Source organism: Pseudomonas sp. S1_E05 (assembly GCF_056337105.1).
Window position 1 is genome coordinate 1,772,572 of the sequence record NZ_JBFRHM010000001.1, and the last position, 25,748, is coordinate 1,798,319.

Below are 25,748 nucleotides of genomic sequence, written 5' to 3' on the forward strand. Positions count from 1 at the left end.
ATTCAACGCCGGATCAGGCCGGTTGCGGCTCGGCGCTGGCCGGGGCTGCCTGGGCTGGCACAACGACTTGCCCACTCAACGCCAGGTCGAGCAGCTCGCGGTTGGCCACTGCGTACATGGCGTAGTCCGTGCCGCTGGCGGCACGGATTTCCACCAACATGGCACGCCAGCGTTCGATCATGCTGGCGTGTTGCGCCAACCAGGCGTCCAGGCGTGCTTCCACCGAACTGTCGCACAGCTGCAGGACAGAAATGGTGATCGCCCGTTGCTGCCAGTCGACGTCGTCGCGGAACGCTTCACGGGCCAGAGCCTGCCAGTTGTTCTCAACCGGCAAGGCACTGATCTGTTGCAGGTACCAGGTGATGTCCAGCTTTTCACCCACCGCGAAGTAAGCCTTGGCCACTTCCGCCGGATCCTGGCCGGTGACGTCGGACGCCTCGATGACCGGGAGCAAGGTATACAGGTGCGAGGTACCTGCGACCATGCGCGCCAGCAACTCGGGCACACCCGCTTCGACATAAGCCTGGTAACGCTTCTGCCAGCCTTCGCGGGTCGGACCTTCCAGGAGTTCGTCGAGTTTCAGGCCCAGTTCCTTCAGGTGTGGACCGAAATGCGCGACGTCACGAGCCGCATTCTGCTCGTTGCGACGGGTACGCAGGAACCAGCGGGTGGCACGACGGCCCAGGCGCATCAGCTCGTCCATCATTTCCAGTTGCACATCAGCCGACACCTTGTAGTCCAGGGCTTCGATCTGACGGAACCAGTGCGGGAGGTGGAAGATATCCCGAACGATCACATAGGCCCCCGCCACGTTCGCCGGGCTCATGCCGGTCGACTCCTTGAGTCGCTGAACGAAGGTAATGCCCATGTGGTTCACCAGATCGTTGGCGATCTGGGTGCTGACGATCTCGCGCTTCAGACGGTGACGGCGCATCGCCTCGGAGAACTTGCTCACCAGCGTCGGTGGAAAAGCGGTTTCCATGTCGCGGGTCAGGTAGTCGTCATCCGGCACAAGGGATTCGAGCAACGCGGCCTTGAGGTCGATCTTGCTGTAGGAAATGAGCACCGACAACTCCGGACGGGTCAGGCCATGGCCCGCCGCGACGCGTTCGTTGATCTGCTCTTCCGACGGCAGGAACTCGATGGCGCGATCCAGCTTGCCACGGCCTTCAAGGTCGTTCATCAGACGCTTGTATTCAGCGATGCGTGGCAATGCACGACGAGCCGCCAGAGACAAGGCCTGAGTCTGCTTGTAGTTGTTGCCCAGCACCAGCCCACCGACCTCGTCGGTCATGCTCGACAGCAACACATTGCGTTGCTTGTCGGTCATGTCGCCGGCCTGAACCACTTCGTTCAGCAGGATCTTGATGTTCACTTCGTGGTCGGAGCAGTCCACGCCACCGGCGTTGTCGATGAAGTCGGTGTTGGAACCGCCGCCATTGAGACCGAACTCGACGCGACCCAGTTGGGTCATGCCCAGGTTACCGCCCTCACCCACGACCTTGCAGCGCAGCTCGTTACCGTTCACGCGCAGTGCATCGTTGGCCTTGTCGCCCACGTCGGCGTGGCTTTCGGTGCTGGCCTTGACGTAGGTGCCGATGCCACCGTTCCACAACAGGTCCACTGGCGCCTTCAGCAAGGCGTTCAGCAGTTCGGTCGGGGTCAGTTTGTCAGCCTGGATGTCGAAGCGCTCTTTCATCTGCGCGGAAATCGCGATGCTCTTCGCACTGCGAGAGAAAATCCCGCCGCCTTCGGACATGATGCTGGTGTCGTAATCCGACCAGGCCGAACGCGGCAGGTCGAACAGGCGTTGACGCTCGGCGAAGCTGGTCGCCGGGTTCGGGTTCGGGTCGATGAAGATGTGCAGGTGGTTGAATGCCGCGACCAGCTGCAGCTTGTCGGACATCAGCAAGCCGTTACCGAACACGTCACCGGCCATGTCGCCGACGCCCACCACGGTGATGCTGTCTTCCTGGACATTGATGCCGCGCTCGCGGAAATGGCGTTGTACGCCCACCCACGCGCCCTTGGCGGTAATGCCCATCTTCTTGTGGTCGTAACCGGCCGAGCCACCGGAGGCAAACGCATCGCCGAGCCAGAAGCCGTAGTCGATGGCGATGCCGTTGGCGATGTCGGAGAAGGTTGCAGTGCCCTTGTCCGCTGCCACCACCAGGTACGGGTCATCGTCGTCATGCCGCACGACGTTGGCCGGCGGCACCAGCGCGCCATCCTTCAGGTTGTCGGTGATGTCCAGCAGGCCGGAAATGAAGATGCGATAGCAGGCGATACCTTCTGCTGCGATTTCGTCCCGACCGCCGCCCAGTGGCAGGCGACGTGGCAGGAAGCCACCCTTGGCGCCCACCGGCACGATGACGGAGTTCTTCACCTGCTGGGCTTTTACCAGGCCCAGCACTTCGGTGCGGTAGTCTTCCTCACGGTCGGACCAGCGCAGACCACCGCGAGCCACGTTGCCAAAGCGCAGGTGCACGCCTTCGACACGCGGCGAGTAAACGAAGATTTCGAACTTCGGCACCGGTTTCGGCAGTTCAGGAATCAGGTGCGGATTGAACTTGAAGCTGAAGTACGACTTGTTATGACCCTTGGCGTCTGCCTGGTAGAAGTTGGTGCGCAGGGTCGCCTTGATCAGGTCCAGGTAGCGACGCAGGATGCGGTCTTCGTTGAGCACCTGAACCTCGTCCAGGGCGCTGAGGATCGCGTGCTCCAGGCGTTGCTGCATGTCTTCCAGGTCGTCGCCGCTGAGCTTTCGCGCCAGGTAGAAGCGAGTCTTGAACAACCGGGTCAACTCGCGGGCGATGTCGGTGTGGTTGTTCAGGGTGCTGGCGATGTAGCCCAGGTCAAAGCCCAGGCGGATCTGTTTCATGTAGCGGGCATAAGCACGTAGCAGCGCCACGTCGCGCCATGGCAGGCCGGCGGTCAGCACCAGGCGGTTGAACGCATCGTTCTCGGCATCGCCGCTGACGATGTGGACGAAGGCATCCTGCAAGGTGTCGTTGAGCTGCTGGATGTCCAGGTCCAGGCCTTCGGCGGCGGTGAACGCGAAATCGTGGATCCAGAACTCGCGACCATTGGTGTGACGCAAGCGGTAAGGGAACTCACCCAGCACACGCAGCCCGAGGTTTTCCAGGATCGGCAACACGTCGGACAGTGCCAGCGGGGTATCAGCGTGATACAGCTTGCAATGCAGTTCGCGCTGACCGGACACCTGACCCAGCGGCTGGTAGAAACTCATCACCAGCGGGTTTTTCTCGTTCAGGCTCAGCAGGTGCTGCATGTCGACCACGGCCGAGTGCGCGGCGAAACGCTCGCGGTAACCCGCCGGGAAGCCTTTGGGGAAGTCCGCCAGCACGTTGGTGCCCTGGGCTTCGCCGAAGCTCTCGACGGTCAGCGCCGAGTAATCGTCCTGCCAGCTGCGGCAGGCCTGGATCACTTCGTTTTCCAGTTGTTGCGGGTCGATGTCGATGCGGTTTTTCGGGTCCACACGCAGGATCAGTTGCACGCGGGCCAGCACGGACTCGGAGAAGAATGTCCAGAACTCGCAGTCCGAAGCCTTGAGGCGATCCATCAGCACTTGCTGGATCTTCTGGCGCACTTCGGTGGAGTAGATGTCACGCGGCACGTAGGCCAGGCAGTAGCAGAAACGACCGTACGGGTCCTTGCGCAGGAATACGCGGATCTTGTTGCGTTCCTGGATCTGCACGATCGACATCACGGTGCTGAACAGCTCGTCCACCGGGGTCTGGAACAGATCGTCCCGTGGCAGTACTTCCAGGACCTGTGCCAGTTCCTTGCCCAGGTGAGCCTTGGCCTGGAAGCCGGAGCGGCGTTCGATTTCCGCGACCTTGCGGCGAATGTACGGAATGTTGCGCACACTTTCGCCATACACCGACGAGGTGTACAGGCCCATGAAGCGGCATTCCTTGATGACCTTGCCATCGGCGTCGATTTCACGAATCGACACGTAGTCAGGGTAAGCCGGACGGTGTACACGGCTTGGGTGCGCGGCCTTGGCGAACGACAGCAGGGTCGGTTCGCGCAGGTAGTTCACGGCGTAGTCTTCGATGCGCAGGTCATCGTAGGTCAGGCCGGTGCGCAGCAGTTTGGTCAGGCCAAGGAAGGAGTCCCGGTCGTACTCGATGTGGCCGCCATCGGCCTGATCGGTGACCACGAACTCTTCGTAGCCCAGGAAGGTGAAGTGGTTGCCCACCAGCCATTCCAGGAAGCTTTTGATTTCGTTCTTCTCGTCGGCATCAACCGCGAAACGGCTGTTGTCCAGGTTGGTGAGGATTTCCTGGACCTTGGCCTTCATGGGTTCGAAATCGCTGACCGCGACGCGCACTTCACCCAGGACCTGTTCGAGTTCCTTTGCCAGGACGTTCAATTCGGCGGTGTTGGAGCAACGGTCAATTTCCAGGTACATCAACGACTCTTGCAGCACGTCGTCGCCCTGGGTGCCTTTCGGCAGGATTTCCAGCAATTCGCCCTTGCTGCCGCGACGCACGCTCAGCACGGTGGTTTGCAGGGTATGAATGCTGTAGCCGCGACGGTTCAGCTCGGTCCGCACCGAGTCCACCAAAAATGGCAGGTCGTGGTGCAGCACTTCGACCGCCGTGTGGGTCGACTGCCAGCCATGGCGTTCGTAATCCGGGTTGTAGACGCGCACTTGCGGTTGCGCGTGATCGAAGCGCTCAAGCAGGCGCCACGCAGAAAGGGTACAGCCAGCGAGGTCGGACAGCCGACGCTGGGTCAGCTCGTCCAGAGAAATGATGCCGAAGAATTGTTCAGCGAACAGCGCCACTTGTGGCAGTGCCTGTTCACTGATGTGCTGCGCCAGTGCCGCTTGCAGTTGGTGCTGGAAGTCGGCTTTGCTGGCTGCGGTGAAGAACGCCATCTGTGGTACTCCGCTTGGGCTTGTTATTGATTGAAGCGTCGCGTGCAACACCCCTTTCGGGGCGATCCGTCACCCTGTTCCTGATTCTCGGGCAGAGGAAACAGGGTGACAGGTGGGTGAAGCTGGACGGGACACTTGGGTCACATTCATCTTCGGTGAACGGCCATGTGCAAAAACGACTGTGCGATCAATTGCACATTGTCTTTACAGGCAGGTCTTTACAGGTATCCATCCGTTGCGCAGCTTAACCAGTGCGGCAAGGCCGGTGCTTGCGGTGCTGCGACATATTCGGTCATCGGAATGCTGCTGTTGCGACAGGCATCGAATAACACTAGCAGCCATCGGGAAAAACGGGCGTCTAATCCCCGGATTTGCGGCAGGCTCGTATCGAAAATGACCAGTAACCTACCGTGCAGTCACGACACGTTCGCTGGCGGTGAGACGAGCAGAAATGGCCGAAGGCTGGCAGAATTGCGTTTTTACCGCTTTCACATCGCTCCTCGAGCCAGGAATTCCCATGCAAATGACCACCTCCCTGTTGATCGTCAACCCGTGCGACGACGAAGAAGACAACATGGCCATGCTCGCCTGCCACAGCGACAAGGGGGACATGTTCCTGATGAGCCGTTACCCGGACGAGGACGAGCTGGAAATCACCCTGGACGGCGAGCCTTCGACCCTCGACGGCGTCAAGGTCACCCTCAGCCCGACCCGCCTGCTCATCGAAATCGCGGCGGCGGATGCCGATGCGCTCAATGGCGATGATGTGCTGGAGATCACGCACAACACCGATGCCAGCGATCTGGCGGAGGTCGAGCTGACCCTCAAGAATATTCTGGATGGGACCGGGACCTACATCAGCGAGATCTGAGGAACGCCTCTCCTGTAGGAGCGAGCATGCTCGCGATGGCCCCGATAACACCGCTGGGTGTCAGGCATCCCGCGTCATCGTTGACGACCATCGCGAGCATGCTCGCTCCTACAGGGATCCCACTCCACCATCCATTTCCCACACTTTGCACAAAATGCCGTTAGTCGCCGCCCCCCGCGATGGATTAAAGTAACGCCCCCAGCCTTGGCGATAGTCGAACGCTCAGGTCACCCTTTCCAGGAACAGTCATCGATGGAACATCGTGAGGCGCTCATCGCGCTGCGAACCTTTCTTTCCACGCAGATTCTCGGCCAGGAAAAACTCATCGAGCGGTTGCTCATCGCCTTGCTCGCCGATGGCCATATGCTGGTCGAGGGTGCGCCAGGCCTGGCGAAGACCAAGGCCATCAAGGAGCTTGCCGAAGGCATCGAGGCCCAGTTCCATCGAATCCAGTTCACCCCCGACCTGCTGCCTGCCGACATTACCGGCACAGAAATCTATCGACCGGAAACCGGCAGCTTCGTCTTCCAGCAAGGCCCGATCTTCCACAACCTCGTGCTGGCAGACGAAATCAACCGTGCGCCGGCCAAGGTTCAGTCGGCCCTGCTCGAGGCCATGGCAGAGCGCCAGGTCAGTGTCGGGCGCAGCACTTATGAGCTGTCGCCGCTGTTTTTGGTAATGGCCACCCAGAACCCCATTGAACAGGAAGGCACCTACCCACTGCCTGAAGCCCAGCTCGACCGCTTCCTGATGCACGTGAAAATGGGTTTTCCGGACGCCGCCGTCGAGCGCCGCATCCTGCAGCAGGCCCGTGGCGAAGCGCTGAACGGCGAAACCAAGCCGGAACGCCGAGTCAGCCAGCAGGCGATCTTTGCCGCGCGCAAGGAAATCCTGGGCCTTTACATGGCGGACGCCGTGGAGGAATACCTGGTGCAGTTGGTCATGGCCACCCGCAACCCGGCCAAGTTCGACCCGGAAATGGCTGAATGGATTGCCTATGGCGCCAGCCCCCGGGGATCCATCGCTTTGGACCGCTGCGCCCGCGCCCACGCCTGGCTTGCCGGTCGCGACTTCGTCAGTCCGGAAGACATCCAGGCGGTGCTGTTCGACGTGTTGCGCCACCGCATCATCCTGTCCTTCGAAGCGGAAGCCGCCGGCATTGACCAGGACCGGGTGGTCCAGCGGATTCTCGACGTCGTAGCCGTCGCTTGACCCCGATGAGCGCCCTTTGCCGCCCGAGCCGGGCATCCGCATCAGTCTCGCCGAACTGATCGAGATGCGTCACCGCGTGCGCGAAGTGCAGCTGTTCTCCACGCCGAGCCAGCGCAGCCCGCTGATCGGGCTGCACCATTCCAAACTGCGCGGTCGCGGCGTGGATTTTGACCAGGTGCGGGTCTATCAGGCGGGCGACGACGTACGCACCATCGACTGGCGCGTCACGGCCCGCACCCAGGAGCCCCACACCAAGCTGTTCCACGAAGAACGCGAGCGCCCGATTTTCATCATCGTAGAGCAAAGCCGTCGGCTGTTCTTCGGTTCCGGGCTGATGTTCAAATCGGTGCTCGCGGCCCAGGCCGCCAGTCTGATTGGCTGGGCAGCGCTCGGTCATAACGATCGGGTTGGCGGGCTGGTGTTCGGCGACAACGAGCATTACGAAATCAAACCCCGGCGGAGCAAACAAAGCCTGCTGCAACTGCTTAACCGGCTGGTGCGGGTCAATCAATCGCTGCACACCGAAACCGAACAGAACCGCGACAGCCTCAACCTCGCCCTGCGCCGCGCCCGGGAAGTGCTGCGCCCCGGCAGCCTGGTGATCGTGATCTGTGATGAGCGCGCGCTGACCGAAGGCACCGAACAACAACTGAGCCTGTTGTCGCGCCATTGCGACCTGTTGCTGTTGCCGGTATCCGACCCGCTGGACCACGCCCTGCCCGCTGCCGGCTTGCTGCGTTTTGCCGAGCGCGGCGCGCAACTGGAAATCGACACCCTGAATTTCGACCTGCGCCAGAGCTACCGCGCCCAGGCCGAAGCACGGATCGCGCGCTGGGAACTGCTGGCGCAGAAGCTTCGGGTCTTGCTGATGCCGTTGAGCACCCAAAGCGAAATGGTCGAACAACTGCGCGAGTACCTGAACCCGCAGAGTCCGGGGAAAGGTCGATGAGCAGTCTGGAACAGTTGCAGCCGCTGATTTCCCCGCCGCCCATCAGCGTTTGGCCGCCCGCGCCGGGCTGGTGGCTGTTATTGCTGGCATTGGTACTGATCGCGTTCGGCCTGTGGAAAGCACGCAGCTTGCTGCCCACCAAGCGCCTGATCGTACGTGCCGAACAACCCCTGGACCCGGTACGCCTCGCCGCGCTGGCGGAACTGGCCCTGCTGCCCAAACCTTATGATGGCGCCCCCGCCGGTGCGTGGCTGCAGCAACTCAACGGCCTGCTCAAGCGCCTGTGCCGCAATCATTACCCCTACAGCCAGAGCCACACCCTCAACGGTCGCAAATGGCTGGCGTTCCTCGACAACCGCTGCCCCGCCGCCGGCCTCACGCGCTGGATGGTGCTGGTCGAAGGCGCCTACAAGCCCGAATGCAAACTTGACGACAAGGCCATCGCCGGCCTCACCCAGGCCGTCGAAACCTGGATTCGCAAACATGTTTGAGTTCGCCTGGCCGTGGATCTTCGCCCTGATGCCGCTACCGTGGCTGATGCGCCTCGTATTGCCGGTGGCTGACAGCGGCGAGCCGGCGCTCAAGGTCAGCTTTCTCGGCGACCTGGAAGGCCTGGCTCGCCGCCGCGCACGGGCCAATCTTCCAGCCTGGCGCCAACAGGCGCCCTTCATGTTGCTGTGGCTGTTTCTGCTGATTGCTGCAGCGCGACCGCAGTGGCTGGGCGAACCGCTGCCGATTGCCGCCAGCGGCCGCGACTTGCTCGTGGCTGTGGACGTGTCCGGTTCCATGGATTTCCCTGACATGCAATGGCAGGACGATGAAGTCAGTCGCCTGGCGCTGGTGCAACATTTGCTCGGAGATTTTCTCGAGAGCCGTGAGGGCGACCGGGTCGGCCTGATTCTGTTTGGCAGCCGCGCCTATTTGCAGGCGCCGCTGACCTTCGACCGGCGCACCGTACGGACCTGGCTCGACGAAGCGCGGGTTGGCATCGCCGGCAAGAACACCGCCATCGGCGACGCCATTGGCCTGGCCCTCAAGCGCCTGCGCATGCGTCCGGCACAAAGTCGCGTGCTGATCCTGGTGACCGATGGTGCCAACAACGGTGGTGAAATTGGCCCACTGACCGCCGCGCGGCTGGCGGCTCGGGAAGGCGTGAAAATCTACACCATCGGCATCGGCGCCGACCCTGAGCAGTCCGGCACGCCGGGATTTCTCGGCGTCAACCCAAGCCTGGACCTCGATGAACCATCGCTGCAAGCCATTGCCGCGGCCACCCATGGCCAGTATTTCCGCGCTCGTGATGGCGAACAGTTGCAGGCGATCAAGGAGACCCTCGATCAACTGGAGCCGGTGGCGCAACAACCGACCCAGGCCCGCCCGGCTTTGGCCTTGTACCACTGGCCGCTGGCAATGGCGTTGTTGCTGAGCATGCTGCTGGTGGTGCGCGAACGCTGGCCGCATAACCCGTTGCATCGCCTGTTTACCAAGGATCTGTTGTCCCAGAGTGCCCTGCCCGACTGGCGCGATCGCCTCAGGCGTCTGCGTCTGCGGAGGCGCCGATGAGCGATCTGTGGCCGTACTGGTTCCGCCCCGGCTGGTTGTTGCTGGTGCCGTTGCTGGGCTGGTTGCTCTGGCAACTCTGGCACAGGCAGAAACGCGCCGGGCGCTGGCAAATGATCCTGCCGCCAGCCTTCCACGCCGCGTTGCTCAGTGGCGGCAACGGCCGCGAAAGCAAATTGCCGTGGGTCGCACTCGGTATCGCGTGGCTGCTGACCATTGTGGCGTTGCTCGGGCCGAGCTGGGAGCGTGTCGAACAAAACAGCCAGAAGCCAGCGGACCCACTGGTGGTGATCCTGGAACTGACTCCGCAAATGCTCGCCACCGACGTGCCACCCAACCGACTCGAACAGGCCCGACGCAAACTGTTCGACCTGTTGCAAAATCGCAGCGACGCGCAGACCGCCATCATCGTGTACGCCGGCAGTGCACACACGCTGGTGCCGTTATCGGACGACCTCGCCACCAGCCGCAATTTGCTGGATTCGCTCAAACCGTCGTTAATGCCCCAGCCTGGTCATCGCGCGGACCTGGCGGTGACCAAGGCCCTGACATTACTCAAACAGGGAGCGTTGGGCGATGGCCGCATCCTGCTGATCGGCTCCTCTCTAAGCGATCTGGAGCGCGAAGGCATTCAACAGGCGCTGGACGGCAAATCCACGCAATTTCTGATGCTCGGAGTCGGCACCGCCGAGGGCTCGCCGATCACCCAGGAAGACGGTAGCTTCCTCAAGGATGAACAAGGCGCAATTCTGGTGCCACACCTGGACGAGCCGGGGTTGAAAGCCTTCGTCAACAGCCTCGATGGTCGTTATCGCCATGCCCGCCTCGAGGATGCCGACCTGCGCGGTCTCGGTCTGCTCGCCGGGCCACGCAGCCTGCGTAACGATGGCCAGACCTTACGTCTCGACACCTGGGCCGATCAGGGTTACTGGTTGTTGTTGCCTCTCCTGCTACTGGCGGCCTGTGCCGGTCGGCGCGGCTGGTTGTTCTGCCTGCCACTGCTGTTTTTATTGCCGCAACCCAGCTACGCGTTCGACTTCAAAGACCTGTGGCTGCGTCCCGACCAACAGGGGCTGCACTTGCTCAAGCAAAAGCGCCCAGCCGAGGCAGCGCAGCATTTCGATAACCACCAATGGCAGGGCGTGGCACTCTATGAGGCCGGCGATTACAGCGCTGCCGCCCAGCGTTTCGCCGAAGGCAACGACGCCCATGCCCACTACAATCGAGGTAACGCCTTGGCCAAAAGCGGTGAGCTGGAAGCTGCGCTGGATGCCTACGAGCAGGCACTGGAGCTGCAACCGGATCTGCGCCCGGCACTGACCAACAAGGCTTTGGTGGAGAACCTGCTAAAGCAGAAAACCGCGCCGAAACCGGTCGAATCGCCAAAACCCGAGGACGAAAAACCCGGTGCTCCGCAGGAGCAACCGCCCGGCGCCGCGACCCAACCGGCTGACACCGGGCAAGCCAATGCCGAGGCACAGACACCCACACCAGACACACAAGACGCCGAACCCACGCCGCCACGACCGGGCAGCAACGAAGTGCCCGGCAGCGAACTGGGCGATGAACAAAGCACCACCCCGCCCTTGCGCCCGGCCAGCGATGCCATCGATGGCGAACAGCGCCAGGCCCTGGAGCAATGGCTGCGCAAGATCCCGGATGACCCGGGGGAACTGCTCAGGCGTAAATTCTGGTACGAACAGCAACAACATCAGGATCAGGAAAAAACCCGATGACACGCTTCACCGCCCTGCTGGCTGCCATGCTGCTCTGGACCTTACAAGCCCAGGGCGCGGAGCTGGCCGCCAGTGTCGACCGTACCCGCCTGAGTTCCGGTGAAACGGTCGAATTGACCCTGGAATCCAAAGATGTGACGCAGTTCGGCAAGCCGGACCTGACGGCACTTGAACCCCTGTTCGAGGTGCGTGGCACCCGCCAGGTCAACCAGTTGACTACCATCGACGGCGATAGCCGTGCGACCACCCGCTGGATCATTACCCTGCTGCCCCGTCAGAATGGCAGCGTGGTCATTGCCCCGTTGAAACTGGGCGACGCGCAGAGCCAGCCGATCACCCTGCAAGTGGTCGAAAGCGAAACCCAGGACCGCGTCGGCAAACGCGGACCGGTGTTCATCGAGGCCAGCCTCGACCAGGACAGCGTATACGTGCAGGCCCAGGCGATCCTCACCGTGCGCATCTATCATTCCGTCTCGCTGTACGACGACAGCAGCCTGACGCCCTTGCAGATCCCCGATGCGCGCATCGAGCAATTGGGGGAATCACGCACCTACGAAAAGGATATCGAGGGCGTGCGTCACGGCGTGATCGAACTGCGCTATGCGATCTACCCACAGCACAGTGGCCATGTGACCCTGCCGGCACAGATCTTCAGTGCGACCCTGGTGGACCCTCAGCCCGCCCAGGAAGTTGAAGCGCAGGTGCCAAAATCCGGCAAGCTGATGCGCGTAAGCTCAGGCAAACTGACGTTGACGGTCAAGGCCAAGCCGGCGACCTACCCGGCAGACGCGCCCTGGTTGCCGGCCCGAAGCTTGAGCCTGAGCGAAAGCTGGAACCCGGAGCCTGAGCAGACACAGGTCGGTGACTCGCTCACCCGCAGTCTGACGCTGAAAGCCGAAGGCCTGGCCAGCACTCAACTGCCACCGCTACCGGCCACCGACGTCAACGGCTTGCGGCGCTATCCCGACCAGCCGGTGCTGGGCAATCAGAACAGCGAACGCGGCCTGATCGGCAGCCGCGAGGACCGCGAAGCCCTGGTGCCGGTGCGCAGTGGCGACATCGAGTTGCCAGCCGTGGACGTGGTCTGGTGGAACACCTTCGAAGATCACCTCGAGCACACCAGCCTGCCCGCGCGCACCCTCAGCGTGGCGAACAACCCCGGCTTGATGGTCGATACCCCCGCCGGCGTGACGCCGGTTATCACTGCCGCCGATAACGAAGCACTCTGGTGGTGGAAGCTCAGCACCCTGACGCTGGCGTGCACCACCCTCCTCGGTTTTGGCCTGTGGTGGCGCGCCCGCTGGCAACCGGCGATCCTGCGGGCCGCGCAAGCCGGCCCCAGCCCGCGCACTGTACTCGACGACCTCAAGCGTGCCTGTCAGGCCAACGACACCCACGCCACCCGCCAGGCGCTGGACGCCTGGGCCCGCCAGCAACCGGAAACCCTGGCCGACATGGCCGCGCGCTTCGTCCCGCTGTCCGATGCCCTGGACGGCCTGAACGGCGCGCTGTACAGCGAAAGTGGCCAGCATTGGCAAGGTGAGGAACTGTGGCGGGCGATCAGGACCATACCGATGGCCGAGCGCAAACAGGATCCGTTGGGTGACAGCGGATTGCCGCCGCTTTATCCGAAATAGTGGCCGCCTGAACCACCGTCGCGATAAGGCCCCAAGATCACCTCGATTACCCCTGCCAACCGCTTTCCCCGTAAACTCCCACCCTTTTCGCCGCCATCAATTTCCTCGCGGCCACGACCTTATTTCCTACGGAGCTCGCCTTGCGTCTGTTTCACACCTCCGACTGGCACCTGGGACAAAACCTGCACGGCCAGGATCGCGATTTCGAGCACGCCTGCTTTCTGGAATGGCTGTTGCGTCAGCTCAAACTGGACCAGCCGGATGTTCTGCTGATCGCCGGTGACATCTTCGACACGGTCAATCCGCCGGTCAAAGCCCAGGAGCGCCTGTACGATTTCATCGTCAGTGCCCACGAACAACAGCCGAAACTCACCATCGTGATGATCGCCGGCAACCACGATTCCGGCTCCCGCATCGAGTTGCCAGCGCCACTGATGCGCCGTTTGCGTACCCATGCGCTAGGACGCGTGTTGTGGCTGGACGACGGCCAGCTCGACGCCGAACGCCTGCTGTTGCCGCTGCCAGACGCCAAGGGCAAGACGGTAGCCTGGTGCCTGGCGCTGCCGTTCCTGCGCCCGGCCGAAGTCACTGGCGCCCACTTGGGCGATGACTACCTGCGTGGCATCGGCCAGGTTCACGAGTGGCTGATCGAAGCGGCCAACGCCAAGCGCAAGCGTGGCCAGGCCCTGATCGCCATCAGTCACGCGCACATGGCGGGCGGTTCGGTATCCGAAGACTCCGAGCGCAGCCTGATCATCGGCAACGCCGAAGCCCTGCCCGCCAGCCTGTTCGGCCCCAGCATCAGCTACGTCGCCCTCGGCCATTTGCACAAGCCGCAGAAGGTCAACGGCGAAACGCGCATCCGTTACAGCGGCTCCCCGATCCCGTTGTCCTTTTCCGAAATCGCCTATCAGCACCAGATCCTCGACATTCAGCTCGACGGCGAAACCCTGGTCAGCGTCGAACCCAAGCTGATTCCCCGCGCCGTCAACCTGCAACGCCTCGGCCCAGCGCCACTGGCGGACATCCTGCTGCAACTGGACGAGCTGCCCAACGTCGATCTGCTGGCCGATATCCAGCGTCAACCGTGGCTGGAAGTGCGCGTACGCCTGGACGAGCCACAACCCGACCTGCGCAATCAGGTGGAAACCGCTCTGCAAGGCAAAGCCGTGCGCCTGGTGCGTATCGCCGCCGAGTACGCCGGCAACGGCGGCCGCGAAGGCGTCGATGACGGCGCAGCCCTGATCGAGCTCGACCAACTGACGCCGCAGGAACTGTTCAGCCGCGCCTGGCACGACAACTACGGCAGCGAGGTCGATGAGCAAACCCTCAAAGACTTTGCCGAGTTGCTGCAAGACGTACAGATGGAGGGCGAACAGCCATGAAAATCCTCGCCATCCGCCTGAAAAACCTGGCTTCGCTGGCCGGGCCGTTTGAAATCGACTTCACCGCCGAGCCGCTGGCCAGTGCTGGCCTGTTCGCCATCACCGGCCCGACCGGTGCCGGTAAAAGCACCTTGCTCGACGCGTTGTGCCTGGCGCTCTTTGGTGCCGTGCCACGACTGAGCAATGCCCAGGTGTCGGCCAAGGCGCCGGATGCGGACGGCGAGATCAGTACCGGGGACCCGCGCACCCTGCTGCGTCGCGGCACCGGTGAAGGTTATGCCGAGGTGGATTTCGTCGGCATCGATGGCCGGCGCTACCGCGCACGCTGGGAAGCCAACCGCGCTCGGGAAAAGGCTGCCGGCAAGCTGCAAGCCAGCCGCCAGAGCCTTCGCGATATCGATCTGGATCAATTGCTGGCCAGCCAGAAAGTCGAGTTCAAGACTCAGCTCGAAGCCGTGCTGGGCCTGAACTTCGAGCAGTTCACCCGCGCCGTGCTGTTGGCGCAAAGCGAATTCAGCGCCTTCCTCAAGGCCAACGATAACGAACGCAGCGAACTGCTGGAAAAACTCACCGACACCGCGCTCTACACGCGCTTGGGCCGGCGTGCCTTCGACAAGACCAAGGACGCGCGTGAGGCGCACAAGTTGTTGCAGGATCAGGCCACGGGTGTGACCCCGCTGGCCCCTGAAGCACGCGCTGCACTGGACGAGCGCTTCGATCAGGCGCAGCAGCAACTCAAGACCCGGCAGGCGCAGCTCAAGCAACTGGAGCTTCAACATACCTGGCTCAAGGAGCTGGGACAGTTGCAGGACGAACAGCTCAGCGCCAGCGAACAGCTGACCAGCGCCGAGCAGGAAGGGCAACGGCTGGCCGGCGAACGCCTGACACTGACCCGCCTTGAGCAACTGGCCCCACAACGGCACCAGTTTGCCCGCCAGAGCGAACTCAGGTCCCGGCTGACGCCACTGGCCGCGCAGATCCAGCAGCACACCCGCCAACAAGAGGATTTGCAAACATGCCAGGCCCAACTCGAACAGCGTTTGGCCATAGCGAAAACCACGCTGGCGGCCGCACAGGCTGAACACGCTGCGAGCACCCCGCTGCTGCGCCAGGCCTTTGAGGCCCAGGGAACCCTGGCTCGCCTGATCAAGGATGCCGACCAAAGCGCGGACCGCAAGCAGCTAGCCGAACAGGCCTGCACTGAAGGGCAAACGACGATCCAGGGCTTGCTCGATCAGCAACAACGCGTGGCCGGGCGCCTGCAACAGATTGCCGCCGAGCTGGAGCAGAGCGTTGCTCTGGCGCCGCTCAGTGATGCCTGGAATGCCTACCGCGATCGCTTGCAGCAATTGATGTTGATCGGTAACCGCCTCAACAAGGGGCAAGCCGAGCTGGCGACGCTGGAACACAATGCCAGCGTTGCCAGCGCAGAATGGAGCGCGCAAAAACAGCACCTGGAAGTGCTCTACAAAGAGGCCGGTGCCGAACCTGAAGCGGTGGCCGAACAGATCCAGTTGCTGGGCAACCTGTTGCAAGATAACCGCAAGCAGCTACGCGCCTTCGAGGAACTGGCACGCCTGTGGAGCAGCCAGCGGGACTTGGAACAGCGTCTGGCCCAATTGCAACAACGCCAGGCCGAGGCTCAACTCCAGCGCGACCGTTTGACTGAGGCCGGGGTGAAGACCCGGAACGAACTGGCAGTCGCCGAACAAACCCTGACCGTCACCCGCCAATTGCTCGAGCGCCAGCGCGTGGCTCGCAGCGCGAGTGTGGAAGAGCTGCGCGCGCAGCTGCAAGACGATCAACCCTGCCCGGTTTGTGGCAGCCCGGATCACCCCTACCATCAGCCAGAAGCACTGCTGCAAAGCCTCGGCCGTCATGACGAAAGCGAACAGGCCAATGCCCAGCAAGCGGTGGATGCGCTCAAGGAAAAACTGACTGACCTGCGCACCGAAGTCGGCGGCGTGATCGCCCAGCAGAAGGAACTGCTACAGCAGCAGGAACACCTGCTGGCCCAGCAACAAATCCTCGCGCCGAGCCTCGATGCACACCCGCTGTCGGCGCAGTTGCTCAATCATGATGCGGACAAACGCGATGCCTGGCTGACCCAACAAAACAGCCAGTTGAACCAGAGCATCAGCCAGGACGAACAACGGCAAACTGCCCTGCTGACCCTGCAACAGGACGCCGCGCGCTTGCAACAGCAACTGCGCAACGCTGAAACCGCCAGCCAGCAAGCCACCCAGCACCTGCTCAACCAGCAACGTGAGCTGGCCGGCGATCGCCAGCGCCTGGACGAAGAGCTGCATGCGTTCAGCAGCCTGCTGCCCGCCGACACGCTGGAAGCCTTGCGCGTGGAGCCGGCGGCGACCTTCATGCAACTCGACCGGCAGATCGCGCAACGCCTGGAACAACTCGATCAGCAGCGCGACGAACTCGGCGAGCAGCAGCAACGCCAGCAAACGCTGGAAAAGGAACAGGATCGACAGCAGATCCGCGCCCAGCAGTTGGAAGCGGCGCAACAGCAGTTCAGCGCCTTGGCCGAGCAGCAACAGGCTTGCCAACAACAACTGGCGCAGTGGCTTGGCAGCCACGAAAGCGCCGAGCAGTGGCAGCAACAATTGGATGAGGCGGTCGAACAGGCCCGCGCCGCCGAGACCTCAGCCAATCAGGAACTGCAATCGATACGCACGCAACAAGTGCAACTGGCCGCTGAACTCCACGCGCAGCAGGAGCGACTCACCGCGCTTGAAGCCGAGGATCGCGAGCTCACGGCGAAGATCGGCGATTGGCGCGCCTTGCATCCGGAACTGGATGATGGTGGCCTTGAGCAGTTGCTCGGTGTGGACGAGCAACAGGTCAGCGAACTGCGCCAGCGCTTGCAGCAAAACGAAAAGGCTATCGAACAGGCCAGGGTGTTGCTGCACGAGCGTGACAAACGCCTAGCCAGTCACCAGGCCCAGCACAACGGCAACCTTGATGCCGAGCAATTGGCGAGCGCCCTCGCCGAGCTGCAACAGCAATGTGCTGTCAGCGAACAACTGTGTGCCGAACTGCGCGCCGAACAGGCCGAAGATCAGCGCCGGCAGAACGCCAATCAGGCGCTTGCCCGGCAAATCGCCGAGGCGTACGCCGAATATCAGCGCTGGGCACGCCTCAATGCATTGATCGGCTCCGCCACCGGCGACACCTTCCGCAAGATCGCCCAGGCCTACAACCTCGACCTGCTGGTGCATCACGCCAACGTGCAATTGCGCCAACTGGTGCGGCGCTACCGCCTCAAGCGCGGCGGCAGCATGCTCGGTTTGCTGGTAATGGACACCGAGATGGGCGACGAACTGCGTTCGGTGCACTCGCTGTCCGGCGGCGAAACCTTCCTGGTGTCGTTGGCGCTGGCGCTGGGCCTGGCGTCCATGGCTTCGAGCACGCTGAAGATCGAATCGCTGTTCATCGACGAAGGCTTCGGCAGCCTCGACCCGGAATCGCTGCAACTGGCCATGGACGCACTCGACGGCTTGCAGGCCCAGGGGCGCAAGGTCGCGGTGATCTCCCACGTTCAGGAAATGCACGAGCGGATTCCGGTGCAGATCCAGGTGCAGCGCCAGGGCAACGGCCTCAGCACCCTGGAGGTGAAATGATCACGCTGTACTCCTTCCGCCGCTGCCCCTACGCCATGCGAGCCCGCATGGCCTTGCGCTACAGCGGCGTGGCGCTGGAGATCGTCGAAGTCAGCCTCAAGGCCAAGCCGGCCGAGATGCTGGCGCTGTCGAGTAAAGGCACGGTGCCGGTGTTGAACGTCGATGGAAAGGTGATCGATGAAAGCCTGGCGATCATGCACTGGGCCCTGGCGCAGCATGACCCGCAGGATTGGCAACTGTTGAATGACCCCGCCGGGCCTGCGGCCATCGCGGCATTGGTCGAGGAAAACGATCAGGTGTTCAAGGTGCACCTGAATCGCTACAAATATGCCGAGCGTTACCCCGAACAGCCGATGACGGTCTATCGCAGCGAAGGTGAGCTGTTCCTGGGCAAGCTCGAACGGTTGCTGGAGCAGCACGAATATTTGCTGACAGACCATCCGAGCCTGGCGGACGTGGCGTTGATGCCGTTCATGCGCCAGTTCGCCCATGTGGATCGCGAGTGGTTCGGGCAGGCGTCCTACCCGAGGTTGCAGCGCTGGTTGCAGGGGTTTATCGATTCGGATTTGTTCACATCAATAATGCAGAAATGACCCTGGACCACTGAAAAACCTGTGGGAGCGGGCTCGCCCGCGATAGCGTCAGGTCAGTCGACATCACTTTAACTGATCCACCGCATTCGCGGGCAAGCCCGCTCCCACGGGGTTCAGTGTTCATCGGATTTGTGGACGACAGACGTCGTTCACGCAAACACCTCGCACATCTGCAATAGCGAGCAATCGATCTGGAACGGGCCGAAAAAGTCGCCTTGGCGTTTCACCGGTGGATTGCCGGCCAACAGACCCATGGCTTTCGCCGTTTCAATGTTGTGAGCGAGGTTGTGATTGGCCTCTATCGACCGCGCAACGCCCCCCGCCGAGCCCTGGTTGAAACCCAACAGGGACGAGCCGTTGGTCATGACCGCCAACGAGGCGATGACCCAGAGTTTGCCCCCTTTCATATGCCTGCCACTCCCGCCGCATCAACATGATCGACTGCAGCGTTCTGCACGCGATGGTCGAACTGGATACCGGGATGAGCCACCTGGATCGGTGCGTCGATGTCGCGTTGTGATTGCGCCGAGAGGCTGACGACCAACACCAGCGCCACGTACAGACCGATGGCCAGGTAGGCGCCGTATTTGGCAGAGGTAAGCAGTGAGCTGGCCATGATGTTCTCCGTGGACATGTTTCGATGTCCACAGAATCGATCAAAAAAGCCGTGATAACCACTCAGGGTTATCCATAGTGACCATCAGCTTTATTGATCATTGAGCCAGTCTATTTCAGCCTTCAATAAAACTCATCAGGCGCTCTCGTGCAGCCTCAGGCTCGCCGGAAACGGGCGTGTGAGCGGAAAGGATGGGAGTTGAATAGAGGCACAGAAGTACTACAGCCAAACGCATCGCCATATTGTCGATCCTTTTTATTGGACAAGGAGACTTCGGCGATAAATCTAAACGTATGGCCATGTGATATCAAGCATTGCGCCAGTAGCACTATGACATTGTCGTGAACGCGTTATGCAGGAGCGACATCACTCGTGGGGTTCGAGACGTTCGACTCGATCAACACAAGTGACTTCGCTCCTGCATAAAGTCGGGGTTGAGCTTTCAGGCTTGAGTTTTGTGGTCCAGTGCGGCGTAGAAGTTGGCACTTTGTTGCAGGTATTTCTGGGTGTAGCTCTGGGTGTGGGCTTTTTTATCGCTGATTTCCGCGTTGGCGCTGGCTGGCAATGCAACGGTAGCGGAGATAGCGGAAGCGGCGATGATGGAGAAGAGATTGAAGTTCATGGGATGTTCCTCGAAGTAGTGGGCTTACTTGCCGGTTAAGGCCGTGGAGCAAACTTAACGTTCGAGGTGCATGCGTTTGAAATCTTTTGTAGCACTAACGCATATCATCGTGATTGATAGAAAGCTACAGGCCCCATCATTCGGGGCCTGCGGTCTATTGACGCACCAGGAATTTCAAGTCGCTTGGCGCATCCATCGGCAGTTTCTGCACGGTTTTACCCAGCAGCCCGCTCTTGGCATCCCGCTCGACCACGACAATCTGGTTGCTCTTTTGATTGGCGATCAGCAGGAATTTGCCACTGGGGTCCAGGGTGAACTCGCGCGGATGATCGCCCTCTACGGAGCGGCGTTGCAGTTCCTTGAGATGCCCGGTCGCCGGGTCGATCGAAAACACCAGCACCTGGTTGGCGGTGCCACGGTTGCTGACGTAGAGAAACCTGCCATCAGCCGAGGCATGCAGCGCAGCGGCGGCCTTGTCCGAGACCGGTTGCCCAGCAGCGAGGTCAACCATCTGTGTTTGTTTGAGTGTGCCGTTGCTGTAGTCGAACACCGCAACCTGGGCGCTCATTTCCATGGTCAGCCAGGCATGTTTGCCGTCAGCGCTGAACAGCAGGTGCCGAGGACCGCTGCCCGCAGGCAACTGCACGAACGCAGGATCAGCCGCTACCAATGGCAAGTCCTTGTTGGCCTTGGGATCGAAGCGATAGACAAAGACCTTGTCTGCGCCCAGATCATTGGAGAACACGAACCGACCATCCGGGGAAGACACGGTCGAATGCACGTGCGCCGACATCTGCCGCTCGGGATTGACCAGGCTAGAGGGATGACTGCTCATCTGCACCACCGGCCCCAGCTTGCCATCGGCGCCCACCGGCAACACCGCCAGGGTGCCGCCCGGGTCTTCAGCCACCGAGTAATTGCTGACGAACAGGTGGCTCGCGTCGGCGCTGAGGCTTGAATGGGTGGGCTCATTGCCCAGGCTCTGCACCTGACTGATCAGGCTCAGCTCATGGCTCTTGGGGTCGATGGCGAAGCTGCTGACACGACCGACTGGATCCTGCTGACCCGGACCGTTTTCGTTGACCACGAACAATTGCCGCTGATCCCTGGACAGGGTCAGCCACGAAGGGTTTTCGCTCTTGATCACTTGCAGCGGCTTGGCATCGAGCTGGCCACGGTTGCTGTCGAAGTTCAGGCGATAGATGCCCTCACTCTGCCCCGCCGTGTACGTACCCACCAGCACTTGATATTGCTCGGCGAACGCCGCTTGCACGCCCATGGCACCGACGCTGCCGGCCATCAACAGCGGCCAGAACTTACGCATCGTCATGCTCGTCATCCTCGTTGTCACCGCCAGTGGCGTCCAGGCAGACCAGCCGGTGTTCGCCAGACTCACCGGTGATGATCCAGCTTTGCAGGGCGGTATCGAAAGTCGCGGCTTCGATCTGCGCCATGCTGAATATCCAACGTTTGAGCGCGCGGCCGTCCATGCATTCAATGTGCAGGTTGTCTTGTTCATCGAGTGAAAAATCGAAAGCGTGCAGCCCATCGATTTCCAGCATGTCGCAGGTTTCGAGGGCGGCGAGCAAGGTGTTGGTTACGGCAGTCATGGCAGTCAGTCTTTGAGTTCAAAGACGCAATGATAGCTTATTGAGCCAAGCCCCTTTCACAAACACCACACGCCCCCTGTGGGAGCGAGCTTGCTCGCGATGGCGGTGTGCCAGTCAATACAATCTTGGCTGACACACCGCCATCGCGAGCAAGCTCGCTCCCACAGGAAAAGGGTTCCTTCAGTTGATCCTCAGATCGCCTCACGCGACGGCTGTCCATCCACCAGGCGCTGGATGCGCAACGGGTTGGCATTCTTCAGCGCATCCGGCAGCAAGCTGTCGGGGTAGTTCTGGAAGCACACCGGACGCAGGAAGCGGTCGATGGCCAGGGTGCCCACCGAGGTGCCACGGGCGTCGGAAGTGGCCGGGTACGGCCCGCCGTGGACCATGGAGTCGCACACTTCTACACCGGTCGGGTAACCGTTGAGCAGGATGCGGCCGACCTTTTGTTCCAGCAACGGCGTCAGCTCGCCGAACTGTTCAAAATCAGCCGGTTCACCAATGATCGTGGCCGTCAGCTGTCCGTGCAGACCGTGCAGCGCAGCCGTCAGTTGCGCCTGATCCGCCACTTCGACAAACACCGTGGTCGGACCAAAGATTTCTTCCTGCAATACTTCATCGCCATCGATCAGCAAACCGACATCGGCCTTGAACAATTGCGGCTGCGCCTGATTGCCCTGCTGTGTGCTGCCGGCCAGATGAGTGATGCCCGGATGCGCCAGCAATTTTTGCAGGCCCTTGCCATAGCTGCTCAAGGTTCCGGCATTGAGCATGGTTTGCGCCGGCTGGTCGTTGATCAGCCCCGCCACCTGTTCCACGAAGGCACTGAACTGTGGCGAGCGGATACCGATCACCAGGCCTGGATTGGTGCAGAACTGACCGCAACCCTGGACCACCGAAGCGGTAAGGTCACGGGCGACCGTTTCACTGCGTGCCGCCAGAGCCTGGGGCAGAACGATCACCGGGTTGATGCTCGACATCTCGGCGAATACCGGGATCGGCTGCGCACGTGCCGCCGCCATGTCACACAAGGCGCGCCCGCCGCGCAGCGAACCGGTGAAGCCAACGGCCTGAATCGCCGCATGCTTGACCAGCGCCTCACCTACGCCACCGCCGTAGATCATGTTGAACACGCCTGCCGGCATGCCGGTTTTCTCCGCAGCGCGGATGATGGCATCAGCGACCCGCTCGGCCGTGGCCATATGGCCGCTGTGGGCCTTGAACACCACCGGGCAACCGGCGGCGAGAGCCGATGCGGTATCGCCGCCCGCCGTGGAAAAAGCCAGGGGGAAGTTGCTCGCGCCAAACACGGCCACCGGACCTAGACCAATGCGGTACTGGCGCAAATCCGGGCGTGGCAGGGGCTGGCGATCCGGCAGTGCCTTGTCGATTCGCGCGCCATAAAAATCGCCACGGCGCAGGACCTTGGCGAACAAGCGCATCTGTCCGCTGGTGCGACCGCGCTCACCCTGGATACGGCCGGCAGGCAACGCGGTTTCGCGGCAGACCACCGCCACGAAATCGTCGCCCAGGGCGTCCAGCTCATCGGCAATCGCATCGAGAAACTGTGCACGACGTTCGGCGCTGAGGCGGCGATACGCCGGGTAGGCGGCAGCGGCGGCCTTGGCGGCGGCATCCACTTCTTCGGGCGTGGCCTGGACGAAATAGCCCGGCAATGCCTCGCCAGTAGTGGCGTCGACGCTTTGCAGTTGGACGGTGCCGGCCGCGCTACGCTGGCCGCCGATGTAGTTGTGACCCAGTGTCTGACTCATTGGGGATTCCTTAAAGAGTACCGATGGTGCCGGGTTCGAACACCGCTGTAACCGGTGCAATACCGTTGATCAGCGGTGCGCCGAACTCGGCCTGACTGATTTCGAAGACATCACCCGGCTGCGTACGAATGCCGTCGGCAAACGACAACGTCGCCGTCCCGAAGAAGTGAATGTGCACATCACCCGGGCGCAGGAACTGACTGTACTTGAAATGGTGGTATTCGAGGTTTTCCAGGCTGTGGCACATGTTGGCTTCGCCACTGAGGAACTCGTTCTGCCACAACACTTCGCCGTTGCGCACGATACGGCTGGTGCCTGCCAGATGTTGAGGCAATTGACCCACTCGAAGTTCCGGACCGTAACTGCAACTGCGCAATTTGGAGTGCGCCAGGTACAGGTAATTCTTGCGCTCCATGACGTGATCGGAGAACTCGTTGCCGATGGCGTAACCCATGCGATACGGCTTGCCATCGTGGCCGATGACATACAGGCCGCTGATCTCCGGCTCTTCACCCGCGTCTTCGGCGAACGGTGGCAACGGGAACGCCTGACCCGGGCGCACGACGATACTGCCGTCACCCTTATAGAACCATTCCGGCTGCACACCCGCCTGACCCGCTGGCGGCTTGCCGCCCTCCACGCCCCATTTGAAGATGCGCATGGTGTCGGTCATTGCCGTTTCGTCGGCGGACTGCTGGTGCATTTTGTCCCGCGCCGAGGCACTGCCCAGGTGCGTCAGGCCGGTGCCGGTGACCAGCATGTGTGCCGGGTCCGGGTGGTCCAGCGGTGGCAGGATGCGCAACGTGGCCAGCAGTTCGGCGTAATCATGGCTGATGCCCAGGCCCAGCGCCGTGACTTGCTGTTCAAGGTTGACGCCCGCCTCGATCGCCGCCAGGGCCAGATCGCGCACGGTGCGCGCATCCTGCACTTCGCGAACCTGACCTTCTTGCACCACACCTACCCGGCGCTCGCCGTTTAACAATTCGAATTGAACCAGACGCATGGAAATCTCCTTCAATAATTCTTCAGAACCACACAACACCTTGTGGGAGCGGGCTTGCCCGCGATGCGGCCGGCATATCCAGCCTCATCAGCGCCTGACACTCCGCCATCGCGGGCAAGCCCGCTCCCACAGGGGCCGAAGCACATTTAAATACGACTCGCCCCCCGCGCACTTGCGGCGAACTGGTCAGCCGGCAACACATGCTTGCGCTCCAACTGGCGATAAACCACGCCAGTCAAGATCAATCCGAACACCATCACGCAGGACAGGAAGTACAAGCCCGACGCCAGGTTTCCGGTGTATTCCTTCAGCGCGCCGATCACGAACGGGCCGATGTAGCCGCCGAGGTTGCCCACCGAGTTGATCAACGCGATCCCCGCTGCCGCACTGGCACCGGCAAAGAATCGACCGGGCAACGTCCAGAACACCGCCGTGCAGGAAAACAGCGCGAACGCCACCAGGCACAACGCCGCCAGTTGCGCCACCGGCAAGGTCAGCCAGGCACTGAGGAACAGGCCAAGCGCGCCCAGCACATAGAGCACCGCCAAGTGACCGTAGCGATCGTTCAAGCGGTCGGAACTGCGCGGAATGATCAGCAGGCCGATAATCCCGAAGATGTAAGGCACCGACGACACGAAACCGGTCACCAGGTCGCTGCCGCCGAACTGCTTGATCAGTGTTGGCAGCCACAGGCCCAGGCCGTAAATGCTCAAGGTCACTGGCAGGTAGAACAGCGCCAGCAGCAACACGCGTTTGTCCTTGAGCGCATGCAACGGGTTGCCATGGCGGGTCTGGCCGTACTCCGCCAAGTCCTTTTTCAGCTCGCCGGCAAGCCAGTCCTTCTCGGCCTGGTCCATCCACTTCACCTGTTGCGGACCGTCCGGCAACCAGCGCAGTACCGGCCAGGTCAGCAGGATCGCCGGGGCACCGATTACGATGAACAGCCACTGCCAGCCGTGCAGGCCCAGGATGCCATCCATGCCCAGCAGGCCGCCGGACACGGGCCCGGTAATCAACATGGCAATCGGTTGAGAGAGGATGAACAGTCCAAGGATCTTGCCGCGGTGACGCACCGGGAACCACTGGGTGATGTAGTACAGGACGCCCGGGAAGAACCCGGCTTCAGCGGCACCCAGCAAAAAGCGCATCACATAGAAGCTGTGCGGCCCTTGTACAAAGGCCATGCCGATGGTGATGGCGCCCCAGGTAATCATGATCCGCGCAAACCAGCGCCGCGCACCAAAGCGTTCGAGCATCAGGTTGCTGGGGATTTCCAGGAGGAAGTAACCAATAAAGAACAGCCCGGCACCCAGACCGTAGGCGGCATCGCCGATCCCGATGTCAGCGCCCATGTGCAGCTTGGCAAAGCCTACGGCGGAGCGATCCACATAGGCGATCAGGTACAGCAGGATCAGGAAGGGAATCAGTTTGAGTGTGATGCGACGAATAAGCCGCAATTCCTGGCTCATGAGATCGGTCTCCGATTGTTGTTGTTATGGAACCTTGGGGGACGCCTCTCGCACTAAAAACGCCAGGGCAATCCCTCCAGTGGAGGCGACTATATAGTAATACTATTTAATCGAGCAACACTTCCAATAAGACGAAATTGCGCTTAATGTACGCTTCAGCCCGAAC

19 protein-coding genes are annotated in these 25,748 nt (G+C 61.6%); 10 read left to right on the forward strand and 9 right to left on the reverse strand.

Going from position 1 to position 25,748, the window contains the following annotated elements; translation table 11 throughout:
- Nucleotides 1-13 precede the first annotated feature (13 nt).
- Nucleotides 14-4,909, reverse strand: coding sequence for an NAD-glutamate dehydrogenase (locus tag AB4N33_RS08085; RefSeq protein ID WP_476456945.1), 4,896 nt, complete (start codon nucleotides 4,907-4,909; stop codon nucleotides 14-16).
- 517 nt (nucleotides 4,910-5,426) lie between these two features.
- On the opposite strand from AB4N33_RS08085, the gene AB4N33_RS08090 reads away from it, so the two are divergent.
- The 10 genes from AB4N33_RS08090 (at nucleotide 5,427) to AB4N33_RS08135 (ending at nucleotide 18,490) form a co-directional block, all read left to right on the forward strand.
- Nucleotides 5,427-5,780 (forward strand): hypothetical protein, encoded by a 354-nt coding sequence (locus tag AB4N33_RS08090; RefSeq protein WP_460141879.1) that lies wholly within the window; start codon nucleotides 5,427-5,429, stop codon nucleotides 5,778-5,780.
- Between the two features lie 252 nt (nucleotides 5,781-6,032).
- Entirely contained in the window at nucleotides 6,033-6,992 is a 960-nt protein-coding gene (locus tag AB4N33_RS08095; RefSeq protein WP_460125458.1) for an AAA family ATPase, read from the forward strand.
- Nucleotides 6,993-7,056: 64 nt separating this feature from the next.
- Nucleotides 7,057-7,941, forward strand: a complete 885-nt coding sequence (locus AB4N33_RS08100) for a DUF58 domain-containing protein (protein WP_476458793.1) — start codon at nucleotides 7,057-7,059, stop codon at nucleotides 7,939-7,941.
- The gene (locus AB4N33_RS08105) at nucleotides 7,938-8,432 is read left to right on the forward strand and encodes a DUF4381 domain-containing protein (protein ID WP_460125463.1); all 495 of its coding nucleotides are present in this window, start codon (nucleotides 7,938-7,940) and stop codon (nucleotides 8,430-8,432) included. The genes AB4N33_RS08100 and AB4N33_RS08105 overlap by 4 nt, the downstream gene beginning before the upstream one ends.
- Entirely contained in the window at nucleotides 8,425-9,504 is a 1,080-nt protein-coding gene (locus AB4N33_RS08110) for a vWA domain-containing protein (RefSeq protein WP_460125466.1), read from the forward strand. The genes AB4N33_RS08105 and AB4N33_RS08110 overlap by 8 nt, the downstream gene beginning before the upstream one ends.
- A complete protein-coding gene (locus tag AB4N33_RS08115; RefSeq protein WP_476456946.1) occupies nucleotides 9,501-11,237 on the forward strand; it encodes a tetratricopeptide repeat protein in 1,737 nt (578 codons plus the stop codon). Before AB4N33_RS08110 ends, AB4N33_RS08115 begins: the two co-directional genes overlap by 4 nt.
- Nucleotides 11,234-12,874 (forward strand): BatD family protein, encoded by a 1,641-nt coding sequence (locus AB4N33_RS08120; protein WP_476456947.1) that lies wholly within the window; start codon nucleotides 11,234-11,236, stop codon nucleotides 12,872-12,874. Before AB4N33_RS08115 ends, AB4N33_RS08120 begins: the two co-directional genes overlap by 4 nt.
- Nucleotides 12,875-13,014: 140 nt before the next feature.
- Nucleotides 13,015-14,259, forward strand: a complete 1,245-nt coding sequence (locus tag AB4N33_RS08125; protein WP_476456948.1) for an exonuclease SbcCD subunit D C-terminal domain-containing protein — start codon at nucleotides 13,015-13,017, stop codon at nucleotides 14,257-14,259.
- Nucleotides 14,256-17,897: an AAA family ATPase gene (locus tag AB4N33_RS08130; RefSeq protein ID WP_476456949.1), complete on the forward strand. Its 3,642-nt coding sequence runs from the start codon at nucleotides 14,256-14,258 to the stop codon at nucleotides 17,895-17,897. The genes AB4N33_RS08125 and AB4N33_RS08130 overlap by 4 nt, the downstream gene beginning before the upstream one ends.
- Nucleotides 17,894-18,490: a glutathione S-transferase gene (locus tag AB4N33_RS08135; protein ID WP_476456950.1), complete on the forward strand. Its 597-nt coding sequence runs from the start codon at nucleotides 17,894-17,896 to the stop codon at nucleotides 18,488-18,490. The genes AB4N33_RS08130 and AB4N33_RS08135 overlap by 4 nt, the downstream gene beginning before the upstream one ends.
- 149 nt (nucleotides 18,491-18,639) lie before the next feature.
- On the opposite strand, the gene AB4N33_RS08140 is transcribed toward AB4N33_RS08135, so the two are convergent.
- The 8 genes from AB4N33_RS08140 to AB4N33_RS08175 form a co-directional block, all read right to left on the reverse strand.
- Entirely contained in the window at nucleotides 18,640-18,897 is a 258-nt protein-coding gene (locus AB4N33_RS08140) for a hypothetical protein (protein ID WP_476456951.1), read from the reverse strand.
- Nucleotides 18,894-19,106, reverse strand: a complete 213-nt coding sequence (locus AB4N33_RS08145; RefSeq protein WP_460141886.1) for a hypothetical protein — start codon at nucleotides 19,104-19,106, stop codon at nucleotides 18,894-18,896. Before AB4N33_RS08145 ends, AB4N33_RS08140 begins: the two co-directional genes overlap by 4 nt.
- A 442-nt stretch (nucleotides 19,107-19,548) precedes the next feature.
- Nucleotides 19,549-19,728: a hypothetical protein gene (locus tag AB4N33_RS08150; RefSeq protein WP_460125483.1), complete on the reverse strand. Its 180-nt coding sequence runs from the start codon at nucleotides 19,726-19,728 to the stop codon at nucleotides 19,549-19,551.
- 154 nt (nucleotides 19,729-19,882) lie between these two features.
- Nucleotides 19,883-21,052: a lactonase family protein gene (locus AB4N33_RS08155; protein ID WP_476458794.1), complete on the reverse strand. Its 1,170-nt coding sequence runs from the start codon at nucleotides 21,050-21,052 to the stop codon at nucleotides 19,883-19,885.
- Nucleotides 21,045-21,338, reverse strand: a complete 294-nt coding sequence (locus AB4N33_RS08160; protein ID WP_476456952.1) for a DUF5629 family protein — start codon at nucleotides 21,336-21,338, stop codon at nucleotides 21,045-21,047. The genes AB4N33_RS08155 and AB4N33_RS08160 overlap by 8 nt, the downstream gene beginning before the upstream one ends.
- Before the next feature lie 191 nt (nucleotides 21,339-21,529).
- Nucleotides 21,530-23,110, reverse strand: coding sequence for an aldehyde dehydrogenase (NADP(+)) (locus AB4N33_RS08165; protein WP_460141889.1), 1,581 nt, complete (start codon nucleotides 23,108-23,110; stop codon nucleotides 21,530-21,532).
- A 10-nt stretch (nucleotides 23,111-23,120) separates the two neighbouring features.
- Complete coding sequence (gene araD1 / locus AB4N33_RS08170) at nucleotides 23,121-24,113, reverse strand: AraD1 family protein (protein ID WP_476456953.1); 993 nt, start codon at nucleotides 24,111-24,113, stop codon at nucleotides 23,121-23,123.
- Nucleotides 24,114-24,259: 146 nt separating this feature from the next.
- The gene (locus AB4N33_RS08175; RefSeq protein WP_476456954.1) at nucleotides 24,260-25,582 is read right to left on the reverse strand and encodes an MFS transporter; all 1,323 of its coding nucleotides are present in this window, start codon (nucleotides 25,580-25,582) and stop codon (nucleotides 24,260-24,262) included.
- Nucleotides 25,583-25,748 lie beyond the last annotated feature (166 nt).